Below are 15,936 nucleotides of genomic sequence, written 5' to 3'. Positions count from 1 at the left end.
GAGGACTTATGGCAGATTGGAATGGTTATATTATGGATATCAGCAAACAATTTGATCAGGGCGTTGATGATCTGAACCAACAAGTTGAAAAGGCGTTGGAGGATTTAGCAACCAATCCTTCCGACCCGAAATTCCTTGCCGAATATCAGAGTGCATTAGCTGAGTATACATTATATCGAAATGCGCAATCTAACGTTGTAAAAGCGTATAAAGATCTTGATTCGGCAATCATACAAAACTTCCGCTAAACTGGATAAGGATTTTATTATGTCAGTAAGCAATATGCCACCTATTGATAGAGCTGAGCAATCAGCTGCTCATAAAATACAGCAAGCGAAAGTTATTGATTTAAATGACCGGGTTCTCAATCTTGATAACCCAGATGATAAAATGATCTCCGCTTTTGCTAACTATGCGGTACAAACTGAAAATTGGCAGCAAAATGCGTTACAAGCATTAAGGTCTGATAAAAAGGGGTTAACTCCTGAAAAATTATTAGTCTTGCAGGATCATGTGCTTAATTATAATGTCGAGGTTTCATTGGTGGGAACATTAGCAAGAAAAATTGTCGCTGCAGTTGAGACGTTGACTCGCTCATGAAATATATATCATTATTCTTGTTTATCCTGCTGCTGTGCGGTTGCAAGCAGCAGGAATTATTGAACCATCTTGATCAACAGCAAGCTAATGATGTCCTTGCTGTTTTACAAAGACATAATATTAATGCTGAGAAGAAGGATCAAGGCAAAACTGGATTTTCAATCTATGTAGAACCAACGGATTTTGCTTCTGCGGTGGATTGGCTAAAAATCTACAATCTCCCGGGTAAGCCTGATATTCAAATATCGCAGATGTTCCCTGCAGATGCGCTCGTTTCCTCTCCACGAGCGGAAAAAGCAAGATTGTATTCTGCTATTGAACAGCGTTTAGAGCAATCTCTCAAAATTATGGATGGTATTGTTTCTTCAAGAGTACATGTTAGTTACGATGTTGATACAGGTGATAGTGGCAAAACTGCTTTACCAATTCATATTTCTGTACTTGCGGTATATGAAAAAGATATCAATCCAGAAATAAAAATAAATGACATTAAGAGATTTATTGTTAATAGCTTTGCAAGCGTACAATATGAGAATATTTCAGTCGTATTGTCAAAACGAAGAGATATTATTGAACAAGCACCAACATATGAAATTAGCGAACCTGTTTTTGCTTATGATAAGACTATGCCGGTTTCTATCTTACTTGCATTAATGTCCATTGCGACTTGCTGGCTGTTATGGAAGTACAGGGCTATTCTAACTAATTTAATCAGGTTAAAAAATAAGTAGACATATGAGAACGTTATGAATCTTGCCCTTAGAAAGATTATATATGATCCAATTAGTTATATTCATCCTCAACGAGTAAGTTTGAATAATACGCGTATTAGCAATCCGGTACTTAGATCTATTACCAATGAAATGATACTCCTACAGTACAATCTTTCAGTTGAGCATTTTAGTCTGAATACTTCACTTATTTACTACATAAACAATTGGAAATTATTTCCATTGATCTGTTTACTCAGTGGTTGTCACTTTTATCGAGAAAGGTTTGCAGAACGCGGATTTTTTTACAAGGTTCCTGATGTGCTAAGGAATTATTTATCAGCTATACCGGTGGAAATAAATGAAAAGGCACGATATAAACCTGGCATCGCTAACTATCAGAATATCATCACATGTGGTTTTTCAACGTTGTTACCCTATGTAAGGCAACAACCGTTGGCAATGCAGCAACGATTTAATTTATTATTTCCTGATTTTGTTGACCATATACAATTGCCGTTACCACTTGCGTCTACTCTTTTGGAGAGAATTACATTATATGCGAAAAAAAATAGAGATGAGCTTGATAAAATCTCCTGCAAATGGTGTTGTGATTAAAAGAATAATTTCTGATGGATTGAAAGAAATAGTTTCTCTAAAAGAACAGATCCTTCTTGAAACTACCGCAAAAATTCAGAGTATTGAGGAAAAGAGAGAAGAAAAAGTTATTCAAGGTTATTATGATGGCTATGCGAAAGGCATTATTGATGTGATGGATAATTTTATACCCTTGATAAGTTTGCTAAGCTCAGAATTAGAAAAAAACAGAATAAACATGATAAACGATCTGAAGAGCATATTGTTAAAATCTTCAGAGGAAGTTGAAGTTTTTATCAAAATTTTTGAAAGTTGGGTACCAAAATTACCGTCAATATCAGGCCCTTTAAATCTCTATATACCTACCAGTTTCAAAGATAAGTCTATTGAAGTAGAGTCATATTTTGTCGACAAGTCAATATGGAATGTCCATATTTCATATCATGATGACAAACGTTTTATTTTTTTACAGATCAATTTATTGCTGAATTTAGTCCGCAGGAATTTGTGGATAATTGTGAGCAATATTTAATTAGCAATCACTGTTTTTCCCCTGACAAGGTTAATGAAATCTGTGAACATGCCAGACATTATTTAGTTGGAAGAATGTGTGAAACAGATTCTTTGGCTATGAATAATTCTAATTTGACGAACCCAGAGGACTTATAGATCACTGTCTCCGGTTTAATGACTTGAATATAATCTAATTCTAATATTTTAAACGCCTAATGATTTTTCAACACTGGTGTTATTCTGTTTACGCAAAAATTTTATTTTTAATTATATTTCATTATTATTTCATCAATGTATTCTTTGGATTTTGCTTATAATAATAATGGAAGGGATGATTATAAATGAATGCGTTATAGCATTTACACTCAGGATGAATATATGGGAAAGATTAAAATTGTAGTTTCAGATCAGCAGCCGTTTATGATTGATGGGATAATTGGATTTCTCGGACATTATCCCGATTTATATGAGGTTGTTGGGGGCTATAAAGATCTGAAGAAAGCTATAGCGGAGTGTAACAAATCTGCAGCCCAAATATTTATTTTAGGAGAATTTGCAGGTGGAATGATGGGGTCCGAACTCATAAAATGGGTTAAATCGCATAAAATAGATGCTCATATTATTACATTTGTAGCAAAAATGCCGTATATTGATTCAATAAAATTGCTTGAAGCCGGTGCGAAAGGATGCGTATGGAAAACCAGTCACCCGGCGAAACTAAATCGCGCTATTGATTCGATTAGTAATGGTTACACTTATTTTGATAGTGTACATATGGATTGTGAAAAAATATCTTCAAGATATTCCTCTGATAATCAACTTACAAATCGTGAGTCTGAAATACTACAACTCATAGCTGATGGAAAAACAAACAAAGAAATCGCTAATTTCTTGCAGTTAAGCAGGAAAACAGTCGAAACTCATAGACTCAATATCATGAAGAAATTAGATGTTCACAGTGGTATCGAGTTGATCAAAACAGCTTTACGTATGGGTGTTTGCACTATATAAAAAAAAGAGGCTTTAGGCTCATTTTGCTAAAGCCTTACGCTTGTCTATTTCATTAAGTCTGGTATATACAACATATATTTTTTTGCATATTGCAGCCTCTTTTTTTGGTTTTCCATTGCAAAACCCGCGTTATAAGTCCCCAGACATTGCCACGTTACCCCACAACGTGAAAAATGATTATATAAAATCTCGGTCCCTATTTTAATGTTCAGACAGGGGTTATCTAACAAATCTCGTTCATCTTTTATTATTCCACGTTTTTTTAACATGGGAATGTGCATCTGGTTTATCTGCATTAAACCATAATCAAAACTCTTTATATTGTTTTTCTTATCCCTGTTCTTGCCGATGCTATCATTTTTTAAATTACTTTCAACAAGTGCGATAGCTTTGATCAAATTTGGTTCGATTCTGAAAATTGATCCTGCTTCATTAAAGCAAGCGCTACTGGCGAAAGACATTTTTGTAATTAATATAGAAAAGATGAAGATGGATAAGATTTTAACTTTGGGTAAGCGCATATATTTTTATGTGTAGGATTGAAGGAAAGGAACGAGATACTAATATAATCAGTATCTCGTTAATCATTTAAGTGGTCAATTGTCTACCATTCCAGTTCATAGTAAGGAGAGATAGGATTATCTTTCGAATACATATCATTTTGAAAAGATGCCATCCATGTTGAAACTATAAATGCTTGTATTTGATCTGTATCAGTAGCACTGGTGGTGATGTGTTTATCTAATGAAACGACTTCATCACCCGTTGCGGTTGTTATATTTAAACTTTGAGAAAAATTATTCATATTGATTGGATTAGTCATAAAGTTCCCTTTTTTATTTGTCCAGGCCAATAGCCTATACACAATACTTTTTAATCTAGAGTATTTGATATATATTGCAATAAGGTAAATATCTTAGATATTTTCATCTCTGTTGTTTAAATAACCAGTTGCATACATCTAAACAATAAAATTGCGACAATAAAGATTTATCGCATACAAATTCTTGTCAGTTGCTTTAGTTTCAAAATGTTGTCAATTATAACTCGATGGCTTTCACTCGAAGTTTCTTTATAGTAGAGTTTCATGTTGCTTTTGAGCGGGTTAGGCACATACATATCTACACACTCTTTTATCACAACTGCTTTTCGTCTTCTGGGTTCGAGTTGTAGTGATTTGTCTATACAAATCCTTGCCTCTTCAATTCTTTCATTATGAAAATTGACAAGTGCTCTATAGTAGTAGAGAGAGGCTATATCAGTTGTGTGTATCTTAGCCTGTTCAAATAAGATATGAGATACTTTTGCTTGTCCAGACAGACCAGTTATCAGTCCCATAATAGCTAAAATTTTTCCATCGACATTGGTTATGTCTGATACATAATGTAAAAGCTCTAATGCTTTTTGAGCAGCAAGTTCAAGTTCATATTTTCCATGAAGTGCCAAAGACATATGGCATTCCGCTAGCAGACAATAACATTCTGTTTTTAGCGTCTGTATATCACTTTTATTTTGTAATCCATCAAATATAGTCATAGCCCTGTAAATGCTTTCAGGTGTAAACTCGTAAAGTTCTTTCTTACCAGCCAACAGTTCATCTGATAAATAATGATTCTTGTAACCTTGATCTGATTTAGCTAATCTTACAGATCGCTCTGGATTATGTACCGTTTGAAGGATATTATCTATAATAAATTGTGATGTGTTATTTAGTTCATCAACAGGAAGATGATTACTGGCGATGAGGAAAAGATTTTTAGCGTCGATCAGTTCAATGTATAAAGTTTTCACCGCGTTATTCTGGTTTATTCTTCCTGTAACGAAATAATCTGGCTTGAATCTTCTCAAGAATGAATTTTGCGATATGTGATCATTACAAAAATTTGTCGCAGCCATCGGATAGGTATAAAGGCCATCGATTTTTTTATTCGAAATGTTTTGTACTAATTCCTGATTAAGTATTAATGGATCCAGGGTATTCACTGAAGTGGTGAAAGGAAATATAGCTATGGAATAGTCTGAAGTGTTATCTTCATTTCTTTTAGTTTTGAAAACCTGTCCACTGAAACGATAACCTTTCCGGTAGATTGTTTCTATGCAACGATCATAGCCAATTTTTTCAAAAATGCAGCGCAAAGAATAGATACATCTTGTCAGGGACTCGTCACTTACAATAATATTTTTCCATACTGATTCGATGATCATATCTTTCAGGACAACATGACCAGCGGATTCAAGTAATACGATCAATACTCCTAACTCTTTCGGTGGAATATAAATCTGCTCATTTCCTTGAGTAAGAATTCCATCTTCCGTGAGCGTTAATCCCTCAAGAAAATGATATGAGAATTTATTTTCTAAGTCCATTAGTTAACCTCTATGAAAAAATTGGTTTCTTGCATCCTGCATAAGCAATAGAAATTGTGGCTATTCATATTTATGTGTCATTAATGCTATAGGAGTTTACATTCGACATATCTATGGTTGTGTTCACTAATTTATCTTAGGAATTCAGTGATGTAATCTGAAATAGCCTTATTCAATTTTGATAAAATAGATTGTTCTCTAACGCGTTGAAAAATAATAATTTATAGTGTGTTCTTAACTGTTTTAAGATGTTGATTTAAGAAAACATAAGAGAAGATGGTCATAGTGGTTAACTGCACTATAACCAGCAATTTTAACCAAATGATTGTAATGCTTAGCCATTATCTTCTGAATTATCGGTTAAGAGTTCAATATATGCCTGCGCTTTGCTCTTAACACTTTCATCCTCACAATTGTTAATAATATGATAGAAACATTGCATTGCGTTATCGATATTTTTAGCCCCAATTTGACATTGACCCATACGATAAATAACTGAATAGTCATCATACGGGGAGTAATTGTAACTTAGTTTGTAAAGGTCATATGCTTGTTGATATTTCTTTTTTGACTGGCATACTGATGCAAAACCTTTTAGATATTCATGATTTTCGAACGCATAAATGCACAGAAATTTATAATAAATTTCTGCGTCCGTTATATTACCTTTTTCATGGTAGTCGAATGCATATGCATATATTCTATCAAGGATATCAGGAGTCAATCCATGTAGTAATGCCAGATTTTCTCCTTGTGATAATGCGTGTTTTAGTTGACTTGCCCATTCATCACTGTTATTGAATATTTCAAGTGTATCTGTGTTCATAATATTCCTCTGTGATGTGTTTCGTGATGCTAAATTATTATTAATTGACTCATTATTTTTTTGCATTTATCTTTTTTGAATTATGAGTTTTAAGCTTGTATTGCTTATGGGTATATTGGTTCATTATTAGTAAAAATACTGACCACTATAAACCAATAATGTAATTAGTTGTTTTGCTAATATTCACCTTATTAGTCATCTTATTTACGACATTTCATAAATGCCTTAATATGCATGACCTTGATTCATATTATCAATTTCCATTTTTTCGATGAAAATTAAAAAGGGGATTTTTGCGAAGGGTAGTAAATCGTCTGGTTTTTTTTCTTTATTATGTCTGGTGACGAGGGGGGATAGAACGTCGGTGCATATAGTAGAGAATTTATTCAGGTCTAAATTATTCTCTATTTTGGCCAGTTTTATGAGTTCATTTGTAGCCATACTCATTAAATCATCTGTTATCGGAAATTTATATATGCTCATAGCCGATAATATTGCTTGCTGAATTATTTCTTCAGAAATATCCGCTATCTTTATTGACAAATCATGTGTTAGATATTTTCCTCCAAGAGATTCTTGTTCAATATAATTTAAACCAGACCTCATCGTAATTTTAACTGGATTCACGTATTTCTCTTCATTTTTCTTATTTTTGTTCTCCTGATCAGGAACTAATGGTTGCAGTGGTAGGCTATTATTAATATTTCGTGGCTTCATTTTACATTTCTCTCATTTGATTAGAGCAAAATCCGAATTCGCAGCTTCTGATAATGTCAAATATCACCTTTTCTCATGCTTTATTCTATCAAAAATCGCTCATTTTTACTTTTTTTACCATAATGTTACCTAGTAGCATCGGCAATTTACATAACTTACATGTTGTTTTTTATGTCCTGAAAAAACAGATAGATAGTGTGCACACTCGAAATGATATTGGTAACATAAATAGCTTTATTCGTGACAAACATCTCAAAAGATTTCCTTTATTATTTTCGAAATTCATTTGATCAAGGTTATCACCTTATGGAGACGTTACGTAGAATGACTATATTTGTTATCGGCACATTAGGGGTATTAAATTTAGTATTGATGGAAGGTGATTATTGAACAGTAACATCGAGTCACGGTAAAAATGTGAGGTATATAATGGACATTGAGTTTTCGCAGATTCATGAAATGGTCTATATGCATGATATTGTAAATTCGGACTCGAAAAAGAAACCAAGGATTCCGTTAAAAAAATTCCTTAATGCTGAGAAGGTTCTCACGCAAACAACATCATGGGCACTAAATTCAAGATATGTGAATGTTAATTCTGTCAGTAAAGTCAACGTAAAGAGTAAAGTTAAAAACAGTTATATCTCACGATCTGTCAATGATGAGTTTAGTTTAACAGATGATGAAATCAATTCTTTTAAAGAAACGTTAGTCCTTTCCTCTATTGATTCTCTAAGTAAACTGGTTCTTAATAATCCTCTTTCTGTATTGTTTACATCGACTGTACGAAGGAATAATAATAGAGCTAAGATGAATGTTGAGTTCGACTCATGGATTTGCACCAGATGTTGTTGATACATGATATTTTACATTGCAAGGTGATATCTAAAATGAAAGATGTTGATCAAAACTTTGATGCTTTATACTGGCATATACTACAAGCATATTTAATTTTATTGTTTTATGATTAACGAGGTTCCATCTTTTTGTTATCTATTTAAGTTTACCTTGCACAATGCATTATTGCTCTGTTACCAATACTCAAAATAAAAGCATGCTTACCTTGCTTTAGTATATTATAGCTTACACTTTTTTCTGGAAAGACATAAAAATCAGGAATAAGTTCTGCAAGTCTATCATCATCGACTTGATCCATGATCTCAAATTTATTAACTTTCTTTGATGTTAAATGGGCTGTGTCATAGTTTTCAATCCATGTGTATTCAATATTTCGCCGTATTGACTTACTTTCTCTGTTACCCTGTTGCCAGGTTCCGCTCAACGCAACAGTTCCTGTTTTATTTTTTTTGTTATACATAAAGTCGATGGTAAGATTTGCTCGCCCCTTGTCATTAAAAATTACCCAATTTGCAGTGCATGTTTCATTATATATCATTTTTTCTGCAGTATAAGAGTAAACAATGAAGAGAATAAACCCACTGATAAAAACTAAAATAAATAATAAGTTTTTTTTATAATCAATCACGATTAACCTCACGGTAAGACAGGGTTAAACAGCCTGCCACTTCATGTTGGTTATAGTTTTTATTGCATGCCATAACAATCATCCCTGGTGAGGATTTTGCAAGAGGGAAGTATAACCACGGATATTTTTTACAGTTAATCCCCGAATCCAGTATCCGTGTCTTATATTTATCGAACTCTTTCAACCCATCAATTGTATCTTCTGTCACATTAAAATGGCAGCCATTAATTTCCGCAACAGTCTTGTAATCCTTGAAGAATGGCTTCGGTTGATTATTATTCCATAGCCAATGTGCAGAATATACGCCTATAGCAAATATGCTCAACATAATTAGATAACTTTTTATATGTTTGAGGATTTTGTTATTGAAATTGTTTGCGCCACTAATGCTCTCTTTGTACCCCGCATTACCTTTTACGGCAGGTGGGGCATTGTGTGTATGTGCGTCTGTTGAAGAGTTTATTGCATGATTTTGTATGTTAATGTCATTATGAATCTTGAATCCTCTTCTCGGCACGGTTGCAATAAGCGAGTGGGTGGTATCACCAACAGCGCGAAATCCGCGTCTGATAATGGATATGTTCTGATATAACGTGTTAGTTGGCACACGCATACCTTCTTCTTCCCAGACTCTGGTGAAAAAATCTTGTTGTGCAACCACATCAGGAAAAGCTTCAAGTAGAAGTGATAAACAACGACTGGCTGGCGTTGTCAGAACGACGTTAAGATCGGCGTTATGTACCGATATTAATTTTCGGTGCTCAGGCCAGAACTCGATATTATCGTTAATAATCCAGTACATACGTCAATAGACACTAAATCAATCGAAATGGAAATCACATAGTTTGCTAAGTATATTGGTATTTACGGCATAAATATATATTAATTTTATATTTATCATAATGATTGAAATGAGGCTTTAATGTCGCAACCTAAAACTTTACGTAAATTAACATGATTAACATTTATGCCACTATTGTTTGTAAATTCATATTTCGTAATGCTTCTGAATTTTTCGTGTGATGGTTTTAAATACCATGTTGTTTACTCTTGGGGTTACTGCTTATTTGTAAAATACGGGCATTTCAATAGATGCCCGTATAAGCAGAGTATGATTCTGGCAGATTATTGAGTATCAATGTTGGACCGAATGTGAACGAATAAATAACTCGTTTATTTTACCACCCATTCTCTTTTCGATTCGTTGCTTGTACGCGTAGATGCTACGGATATCCATATCCAGAACTTCAGCAATCTGATATGGATTATAACCAGAAACCATATACCCCATTATGGTGAATTCCATCTGAGTTAATGTGTTCCCTCTGGTAAATGATAAATAACGACCAATAAATAGTTGTCTGATCTTTTCGTTGGCAACATCAAGACCATCATCATTATATATGACAGCAGATATTGCAGAGTTGTGTTTTCGCCAGTAGTTAGCTAACGATTGCATATTTCGGTCGCTGACTAAAACAATCCCCATGTCAGTACTTGCAAGATAGTCAATCCAGTCTTTTTCAAGGAATAGACGTAAAAAACTTACTGAAAAATCGACAAAAATATATCCGCTTAATCTCGCATTGTGGTTTTTTGTTAAAATACCTTCCACCACACCACGATTAAAATATGAACTTTCTTCGGGCCACATACAAAAACACGAGTTTGCGCAATACTGCAAACGCGGTGACTCTTCTGGCATTATTTGGCAATGCATTGAGCAACTATTGCATGTAAGACTTTTATAACGACTACAAAGCCCCATGTTAAGAACCTCCCTATCCGTATATAATTGCATAATTTCATTGGTTATTGATGATGTCAATACACCATGATTTTGTAAATTTGCTGGGAAAAATTGCGATTAATCTGAATTTGCTATAATTCTGAGTAAAGCATTTAAAAATGCATTTCTCGTTATTAAATATGATTATGTTTCACTGATTTAATCTTACCTGGTTGATGGTGGTTCAGATAACTATCTCATGGTATGAGAATATCTATATCGCAAATTGTTTTTGAATGACCAGAAGATATCTTGCGAATCTAAGTTATGCATCTTAAATAGTCTTATTTAAGATGTTCAGATCTCTTTGTGTGTTTAACTAACTGATAATACTAGGATATGACGAGAGAAGTGATAGAGCGGAATTATAACAAATGAACATTATGAAAACTGGAATGGTTCAAAATTGTAGCAATTTTGAACCATTCACAATGGATATTAGCTAAAGAACATTACCGATACGCACAAGATACCCACGATCAGCGTAATCAGATTTCCGATGGAACGCCAGGGTTTAAGCGCCGGGATGAGATACGTTGACAGCGTAGGCATGATGAAAAGTATCATGGCAATGAGCGGGCCGCTGATCGCGTAAATCATCGAAATCGCGTTCGGGTTAATGCAACAAACAATGAAGGTAATCAGCGATACCAACATAATTGATAGTGCGCGGTTAAATGCACGACTTTTCTTTACACCAACCTGCTGTAGTGTTGTTTTGACGACCTCTGTGGCACCTTCAATAACGCCAAAGTACGTACCCAGGAATGATTTCGACATCGCAACTACTGCGACAATAATCCCGGAAATTGACAACCATGCTGGGGCGTTCGGCAGCATAGAAAGCGCCGATAAAATGGTAACCCCTTCTTCTTTAGCCGCTTCAATATACGAAGGTGGAATAGAAAGCAGGCAGCTAAAGACAAAGAACAGTACACTTATGCAGATGATGAGATAAGCGACTTTCATAATTTTTTTGCATTTATCCATAGCATGTTCGCCATATTTTTCACGTCTGTCTATGGCAAACGTAGAAATAATGGGCGTATGGCTAAAGGCGAAAACCATCACGGGAATCGATATCCATATCTGGTGAAGGGTATTCTGATTGAACTCTATCTGGGTAGTTAATAGATCAGGTTGCCAACTACCGACCAGGTAAATAGAAAGAAATAAGAAATAGGCAATCAATGGGAATACCAAAAATCCCATTACCCGAATAGTGGCATGGCGTCCCATCAGAAAAATGAGATTCAGGATTAATACAACACCCAGACTCACCAACATACGGATGCGAAGATCAATAACCATATGCTTTGCCAGCTGTTCCGTAAGTGAGTTGGTAATTGCCACGGCATATATCAACACGACGACAAAAAAGGCGATGAAGTACAGCGTGGTAATCAGATTACCAATCTTCTTGCCATAGTAGTGTGTTACCGCGCCCGTTATCCCTTCACCTGCTGATGTTTTTGATGAGAGGATGAACTGGCATAAGGCTTTATGTGGCCAATATGTTAAAGGCCAGGCGACCAGAGCAGTAATAAACAGGACCACAGCCCCTGCCGAACCTAACTGAATAGGAAGGAAGAGCGTGCCTGCACCAACGGCTGTGCCGTAGAGCGCGAAACTCCACAGAGTTTCTTCTTTTGACCAAATATTAGACATTATCTGAACGTATCATCTACAAATTAAACAAATTGGAGGGCAATTTACCATAAACCAGGTTAAGTATGGGAGATTAACGCCCTTTCTACCTCTCTATTGGTGGGTTAGTGGTTGCAAACCTTACGTGCCAGTTATGTCTCTGACTGCTGGTCAGGCGTATTCCCTTTGTGATAAAAATCACTTTTTTTAAACAATTAAGATAACTGTAATTAACAATCATTTACTATTGCACTGTTAATTGGTGCGAGGTTGTGATGAAAGACGTTGTGATTGTCGGGGCGTTACGGACACCTATCGGCTGCTTTCGTGGTGCGTTAGCGGGTCATTCCGCCGTGGAACTTGGCAGCCTGGTCGTGAAAGCATTAATAGAACGTACCGGTGTTTCTGAATATGCGGTGGATGAAGTGATTCTTGGTCAGGTGTTGACTGCAGGGGCAGGGCAGAATCCGGCAAGGCAATCGGCTATTAAAGGTGGTCTTCCTAACAGCGTTTCTGCAATCACGATTAATGACGTTTGCGGTTCCGGGCTTAAAGCACTGCATCTGGCTACTCAGGCGATACAGTGTGGCGAGGCTGATATTGTCATCGCCGGTGGTCAGGAAAACATGAGTCGCGCACCACATGTTCTGACTGATAGCCGCACCGGTGCACAGCTTGGCAATAGCCAGTTGGTTGATAGTCTTGTGCACGATGGGTTGTGGGATGCCTTCAATGATTATCATATTGGTGTCACCGCCGAAAATCTGGCTCGCGAATATGGCATCAGCCGTCAGTTGCAGGATGCTTACGCACTTAGCTCGCAACAAAAAGCGCGAGCGGCGATTGACGCCGGACGATTTAAAGATGAGATCGTCCCGGTAATGACCCAAAGTAACGGTCAGACGTTGGTTGTAGATACCGATGAACAGCCACGCACTGACGCCAGTGCAGAAGGCTTAGCCCGTTTAAATCCTTCATTTGATAGTCTCGGCTCTGTGACAGCGGGTAATGCATCATCCATAAACGATGGCGCAGCTGCAGTAATGATGATGAGCGAAGCCAAAGCACGAGCGTTGAATTTACCCGTGCTGGCCCGCATCCGCGCATTTGCCAGCGTTGGTGTAGATCCGGCATTGATGGGAATTGCGCCGGTGTATGCGACCCGCCGTTGCCTGGAGCGTGTTGGCTGGCAGTTGGCTGATGTCGATCTTATCGAGGCTAATGAAGCGTTTGCTGCACAGGCGCTTTCGGTTGGCAAGATGCTTGAATGGGATGAGCGTCGGGTCAATGTCAATGGTGGCGCGATCGCACTCGGTCACCCAATAGGCGCTTCCGGTTGCCGAATCCTCGTTTCTCTGGTTCATGAAATGGTGAAACGTAATGCCCGCAAAGGACTGGCTACGCTTTGTATCGGCGGGGGCCAGGGCGTGGCATTGACCATTGAACGTGACGAATAGCTCTGCATTTCCTCCTTACCGATAAATATCAGCCGTCATCAATCTGTTGAATAATGGTGGCTGGCGAGTCGACATACATTTTCAGGGCTCCCTGATTTTTCCATTTTCATGACATATTCGTGATCGACACTGCACTTTTTTCAGTCCTTAACTTAAAAATGAAACATTGTTTTATTTTTAATTGAAAACCCTATCCCGTGGGCATATCATCCCCTTATAGAGAAAACGAAACAGCGTTTCACTATCGTTTTCTATTTTCACGCTTCACTGATTATCGGAGGTTGATGTGGACGTAAGACAGAGCATCCACAGTGCGCATGCAAAAACGCTGGATACCCAGGGGCTGCGCAATGAATTTTTGGTTGAAAAGGTATTTGTCGCCGATGAGTACACCATGGTTTACAGCCACATTGACCGTATTATTGTTGGCGGCATTATGCCGGTAACTAAAACGGTTTCCGTTGGCGGGGAAGTTGGTAAACAACTCGGCGTAAGCTATTTCCTGGAACGTCGCGAGTTAGGTGTTATCAATATTGGCGGTGCCGGTACGATTACCGTCGATGGTCAATGCTATGAAATCGGTCACCGCGAAGCCCTGTATGTTGGTAAAGGCGCAAAAGAAGTTGTCTTTTCCAGTATTGATACCGCTACTCCGGCGAAGTTTTATTACAATTGCGCACCTGCGCATACGACGTATCCCACCAAAAAAGTCACACCGGACGAAGTATCTCCAGTCACGTTAGGCGATAACCTCACCAGTAACCGTCGCACGATTAACAAATATTTTGTCCCGGATGTACTGGAAACCTGCCAATTGAGTATGGGGCTGACGGAGCTGGCTCCGGGTAACTTGTGGAACACCATGCCGTGTCACACCCACGAGCGCCGGATGGAAGTTTATTTCTATTTCAATATGGATGATGACGCCTGCGTTTTCCACATGATGGGGCAGCCGCAAGAAACGCGTCATATTGTGATGCATAACGAGCAGGCGGTGATCTCCCCGAGCTGGTCGATCCATTCCGGTGTCGGAACCAAAGCTTATACCTTTATCTGGGGCATGGTCGGTGAAAACCAGGTCTTTGATGATATGGACCATGTGGCCGTTAAAGATTTGCGCTAGTTGTGGGCATAAACGAATAAGGTATTGTTATGATTTTAAGTGCATTTTCTCTCGAAGGTAAAGTTGCGGTCGTCACTGGTTGTGATACTGGACTGGGTCAGGGGATGGCGTTGGGGCTGGCGCAAGCGGGCTGTGACATTGTTGGCATTAACATCGTTGAACCGACTGAAACCATCAAGCAGGTCACGGCGCTGGGGCGTCGTTTTTTAAGCCTGACCGCCGATCTGCGAAAGATTGATGGCATTCCAGCACTGCTGGATCGCGCGGTAGCTGAGTTTGGTCATATTGATATCCTGGTGAATAACGCCGGATTGATTCGCCGCGAAGATGCTCTCGAGTTCAGCGAAAAAGACTGGGACGATGTCATGAACCTGAATATCAAGAGCGTATTCTTCATGTCTCAGGCAGCGGCGAAACACTTTATCGCGCAAGGCAATGGCGGCAAGATTATCAATATCGCGTCAATGCTCTCCTTCCAGGGCGGGATCCGTGTGCCTTCTTATACCGCATCAAAAAGCGGCGTGATGGGCGTGACGCGATTGATGGCGAATGAATGGGCTAAACACAACATTAATGTTAATGCGATAGCTCCGGGTTACATGGCGACCAACAATACTCAACAACTACGGGCAGATGAACAACGTAGCGCGGAAATTCTCGACCGTATTCCAGCTGGCCGTTGGGGACTGCCGAGTGACCTGATGGGGCCGGTAGTGTTTCTTGCCTCCAGTGCTTCAGATTATGTGAATGGTTATACCATTGCCGTGGATGGCGGTTGGCTGGCTCGTTAATCCATTCTTCTTACTTTTATGACCCTGCCGCATGGCAGGGTTTTTTTTACCTGTAGATCATCATAATCCATATCATGGTTATGAAATAATCCATATCAATTATCAATTAATGAACTTTATGAATTTTATCTGCTTTAAAATTAGGTGGTTAATAATAATCTCAATAATTCAACTTAATTTGAAAATTGGAATATCCATCACATAACGACATGTCGCAGCAATTTAATCCATATTTATGCTATTTCCGACCTGACACCTGTGTGAATTGTTCACGTATTTTTTCACTATGTCTTACTCTCTGC

At 37.7% G+C, this 15,936-nt stretch carries 18 protein-coding genes and 2 pseudogenes; 11 read left to right on the top strand and 9 right to left on the bottom strand.

All coding sequences use genetic code 11. The annotated features are described in order from the left end of the window. Nucleotides 1–8 precede the first annotated feature (8 nt). The 6 genes and pseudogenes from ACJHYR_RS03525 to ACJHYR_RS03500 all read left to right on the top strand — a co-directional run bounded on the left by ACJHYR_RS03525 (nt 9) and on the right by ACJHYR_RS03500 (nt 3,431). Nucleotides 9–248, top strand: a complete 240-nt coding sequence (locus ACJHYR_RS03525; protein ID WP_000796272.1) for a type III secretion system needle complex protein — start codon at nt 9–11, stop codon at nt 246–248. Between the two features lie 19 nt (nt 249–267). Continuing rightward, nucleotides 268–600, top strand: a complete 333-nt coding sequence (gene sctI / locus ACJHYR_RS03520) for a type III secretion system inner rod subunit SctI (RefSeq protein ID WP_000116709.1) — start codon at nt 268–270, stop codon at nt 598–600. Then, a complete protein-coding gene (locus ACJHYR_RS03515; protein ID WP_000875229.1) occupies nt 597–1,331 on the top strand; it encodes an EscJ/YscJ/HrcJ family type III secretion inner membrane ring protein in 735 nt (244 codons plus the stop codon). Before sctI ends, ACJHYR_RS03515 begins: the two co-directional genes overlap by 4 nt. 15 nt (nt 1,332–1,346) lie before the next feature. Next, nucleotides 1,347–1,928 (top strand): type III secretion apparatus protein OrgA/MxiK, encoded by a 582-nt coding sequence (locus ACJHYR_RS03510; protein WP_410233064.1) that lies wholly within the window; start codon nt 1,347–1,349, stop codon nt 1,926–1,928. Continuing rightward, nucleotides 1,870–2,576 (top strand): annotated as a pseudogene (locus ACJHYR_RS03505) (hypothetical protein). Before ACJHYR_RS03510 ends, ACJHYR_RS03505 begins: the two are co-directional and overlap by 59 nt. Before the next feature lie 222 nt (nt 2,577–2,798). Further along, the gene (locus ACJHYR_RS03500) at nt 2,799–3,431 is read left to right on the top strand and encodes a LuxR C-terminal-related transcriptional regulator (RefSeq protein ID WP_000516283.1); all 633 of its coding nucleotides are present in this window, start codon (nt 2,799–2,801) and stop codon (nt 3,429–3,431) included. A gap of 18 nt (nt 3,432–3,449) precedes the next feature. Here ACJHYR_RS03500 and ACJHYR_RS03495 read toward each other — a convergent pair. The 5 genes and pseudogenes from ACJHYR_RS03495 to ACJHYR_RS03475 all read right to left on the bottom strand — a co-directional run bounded on the left by ACJHYR_RS03495 (nt 3,450) and on the right by ACJHYR_RS03475 (nt 7,341). Then, nucleotides 3,450–3,952 (bottom strand): annotated as a pseudogene (locus ACJHYR_RS03495) (lytic transglycosylase domain-containing protein). Between the two features lie 83 nt (nt 3,953–4,035). Next, nucleotides 4,036–4,254 carry a hypothetical protein gene (locus ACJHYR_RS03490; protein ID WP_000184108.1) on the bottom strand — a complete coding sequence of 73 codons (219 nt, stop codon included), beginning with the start codon at nt 4,252–4,254 and terminating at the stop codon, nt 4,036–4,038. Between the two features lie 167 nt (nt 4,255–4,421). Then, nucleotides 4,422–5,798 carry a HilA family transcriptional regulator YgeH gene (gene ygeH, locus ACJHYR_RS03485; RefSeq protein ID WP_000362668.1) on the bottom strand — a complete coding sequence of 459 codons (1,377 nt, stop codon included), beginning with the start codon at nt 5,796–5,798 and terminating at the stop codon, nt 4,422–4,424. Between the two features lie 334 nt (nt 5,799–6,132). Further along, nucleotides 6,133–6,624: a tetratricopeptide repeat protein gene (locus ACJHYR_RS03480; protein ID WP_001090785.1), complete on the bottom strand. Its 492-nt coding sequence runs from the start codon at nt 6,622–6,624 to the stop codon at nt 6,133–6,135. A gap of 225 nt (nt 6,625–6,849) precedes the next feature. Beyond that, the gene (locus ACJHYR_RS03475; RefSeq protein WP_000804519.1) at nt 6,850–7,341 is read right to left on the bottom strand and encodes a hypothetical protein; all 492 of its coding nucleotides are present in this window, start codon (nt 7,339–7,341) and stop codon (nt 6,850–6,852) included. 429 nt (nt 7,342–7,770) lie between these two features. Here ACJHYR_RS03475 and yqeK point away from each other — a divergent pair, with 429 nt between their 5' ends. Together yqeK and ACJHYR_RS03465 are read left to right on the top strand one after the other, a co-directional pair. After that, entirely contained in the window at nt 7,771–8,196 is a 426-nt protein-coding gene (yqeK, locus tag ACJHYR_RS03470; protein WP_000350603.1) for a protein YqeK, read from the top strand. A 35-nt stretch (nt 8,197–8,231) separates the two neighbouring features. Beyond that, nucleotides 8,232–8,312, top strand: a complete 81-nt coding sequence (locus ACJHYR_RS03465) for a hypothetical protein (RefSeq protein ID WP_072132081.1) — start codon at nt 8,232–8,234, stop codon at nt 8,310–8,312. A gap of 32 nt (nt 8,313–8,344) precedes the next feature. On the opposite strand, the gene yqeJ is transcribed toward ACJHYR_RS03465, so the two are convergent. From yqeJ to ACJHYR_RS03445, 4 genes are all read right to left on the bottom strand, one after another. Continuing rightward, on the bottom strand, nt 8,345–8,827 hold the full coding sequence (yqeJ, locus tag ACJHYR_RS03460; RefSeq protein WP_000568330.1) for a protein YqeJ: 483 nt from the start codon (nt 8,825–8,827) through the stop codon (nt 8,345–8,347). Continuing rightward, on the bottom strand, nt 8,820–9,629 hold the full coding sequence (locus tag ACJHYR_RS03455) for a transcriptional regulator (RefSeq protein ID WP_001305806.1): 810 nt from the start codon (nt 9,627–9,629) through the stop codon (nt 8,820–8,822). Before ACJHYR_RS03455 ends, yqeJ begins: the two co-directional genes overlap by 8 nt. A gap of 333 nt (nt 9,630–9,962) precedes the next feature. Further along, nucleotides 9,963–10,595 carry a helix-turn-helix transcriptional regulator gene (locus tag ACJHYR_RS03450; protein WP_001305805.1) on the bottom strand — a complete coding sequence of 211 codons (633 nt, stop codon included), beginning with the start codon at nt 10,593–10,595 and terminating at the stop codon, nt 9,963–9,965. A gap of 459 nt (nt 10,596–11,054) precedes the next feature. Then, a complete protein-coding gene (locus ACJHYR_RS03445) occupies nt 11,055–12,284 on the bottom strand; it encodes an amino acid permease (protein WP_000065942.1) in 1,230 nt (409 codons plus the stop codon). Between the two features lie 254 nt (nt 12,285–12,538). Between ACJHYR_RS03445 and ACJHYR_RS03440 the strand changes: the two genes are divergently transcribed. The 3 genes from ACJHYR_RS03440 (at nt 12,539) to kduD (ending at nt 15,634) form a co-directional block, all read left to right on the top strand. Beyond that, nucleotides 12,539–13,720, top strand: coding sequence for an acetyl-CoA C-acetyltransferase (locus ACJHYR_RS03440; RefSeq protein WP_000656042.1), 1,182 nt, complete (start codon nt 12,539–12,541; stop codon nt 13,718–13,720). A gap of 286 nt (nt 13,721–14,006) precedes the next feature. Beyond that, entirely contained in the window at nt 14,007–14,843 is an 837-nt protein-coding gene (kduI, locus tag ACJHYR_RS03435) for a 5-dehydro-4-deoxy-D-glucuronate isomerase (protein WP_000383253.1), read from the top strand. A gap of 29 nt (nt 14,844–14,872) precedes the next feature. Further along, entirely contained in the window at nt 14,873–15,634 is a 762-nt protein-coding gene (gene kduD / locus ACJHYR_RS03430; protein ID WP_000603518.1) for a 2-dehydro-3-deoxy-D-gluconate 5-dehydrogenase KduD, read from the top strand. Nucleotides 15,635–15,936 lie beyond the last annotated feature (302 nt).

This window comes from Escherichia sp. WS1450, assembly GCF_046487395.1.
Lineage (GTDB): Bacteria > Pseudomonadota > Gammaproteobacteria > Enterobacterales > Enterobacteriaceae > Escherichia > Escherichia coli.
The sequence above is the reverse complement of the archived record's forward strand: the minus strand, read 5'-3'. Positions and strand labels throughout refer to the sequence as shown.

What these genes read in the sequence shown, in the direction of transcription:
- ACJHYR_RS03525 (WP_000796272.1), top strand. Translation starts at nt 9, where the DNA reads ATGGCAGATTGGAATGGTTATATTATGGATATCAGCAAACAATTTGAT.
- sctI (WP_000116709.1), top strand. Translation starts at nt 268, where the DNA reads ATGTCAGTAAGCAATATGCCACCTATTGATAGAGCTGAGCAATCAGCT.
- ACJHYR_RS03515 (WP_000875229.1), top strand. Translation starts at nt 597, where the DNA reads ATGAAATATATATCATTATTCTTGTTTATCCTGCTGCTGTGCGGTTGC.
- ACJHYR_RS03510 (WP_410233064.1), top strand. Translation starts at nt 1,347, where the DNA reads ATGAATCTTGCCCTTAGAAAGATTATATATGATCCAATTAGTTATATT.
- ACJHYR_RS03500 (WP_000516283.1), top strand. Translation starts at nt 2,799, where the DNA reads ATGGGAAAGATTAAAATTGTAGTTTCAGATCAGCAGCCGTTTATGATT.
- ACJHYR_RS03490 (WP_000184108.1), bottom strand. Translation starts at nt 4,254, where the DNA reads ATGACTAATCCAATCAATATGAATAATTTTTCTCAAAGTTTAAATATA.
- ygeH (WP_000362668.1), bottom strand. Translation starts at nt 5,798, where the DNA reads ATGGACTTAGAAAATAAATTCTCATATCATTTTCTTGAGGGATTAACG.
- ACJHYR_RS03480 (WP_001090785.1), bottom strand. Translation starts at nt 6,624, where the DNA reads ATGAACACAGATACACTTGAAATATTCAATAACAGTGATGAATGGGCA.
- ACJHYR_RS03475 (WP_000804519.1), bottom strand. Translation starts at nt 7,341, where the DNA reads ATGAAGCCACGAAATATTAATAATAGCCTACCACTGCAACCATTAGTT.
- yqeK (WP_000350603.1), top strand. Translation starts at nt 7,771, where the DNA reads ATGGACATTGAGTTTTCGCAGATTCATGAAATGGTCTATATGCATGAT.
- ACJHYR_RS03465 (WP_072132081.1), top strand. Translation starts at nt 8,232, where the DNA reads ATGAAAGATGTTGATCAAAACTTTGATGCTTTATACTGGCATATACTA.
- ACJHYR_RS03455 (WP_001305806.1), bottom strand. Translation starts at nt 9,629, where the DNA reads ATGTACTGGATTATTAACGATAATATCGAGTTCTGGCCTGAGCACCGA.
- ACJHYR_RS03450 (WP_001305805.1), bottom strand. Translation starts at nt 10,595, where the DNA reads ATGGGGCTTTGTAGTCGTTATAAAAGTCTTACATGCAATAGTTGCTCA.
- ACJHYR_RS03445 (WP_000065942.1), bottom strand. Translation starts at nt 12,284, where the DNA reads ATGTCTAATATTTGGTCAAAAGAAGAAACTCTGTGGAGTTTCGCGCTC.
- ACJHYR_RS03440 (WP_000656042.1), top strand. Translation starts at nt 12,539, where the DNA reads ATGAAAGACGTTGTGATTGTCGGGGCGTTACGGACACCTATCGGCTGC.
- kduD (WP_000603518.1), top strand. Translation starts at nt 14,873, where the DNA reads ATGATTTTAAGTGCATTTTCTCTCGAAGGTAAAGTTGCGGTCGTCACT.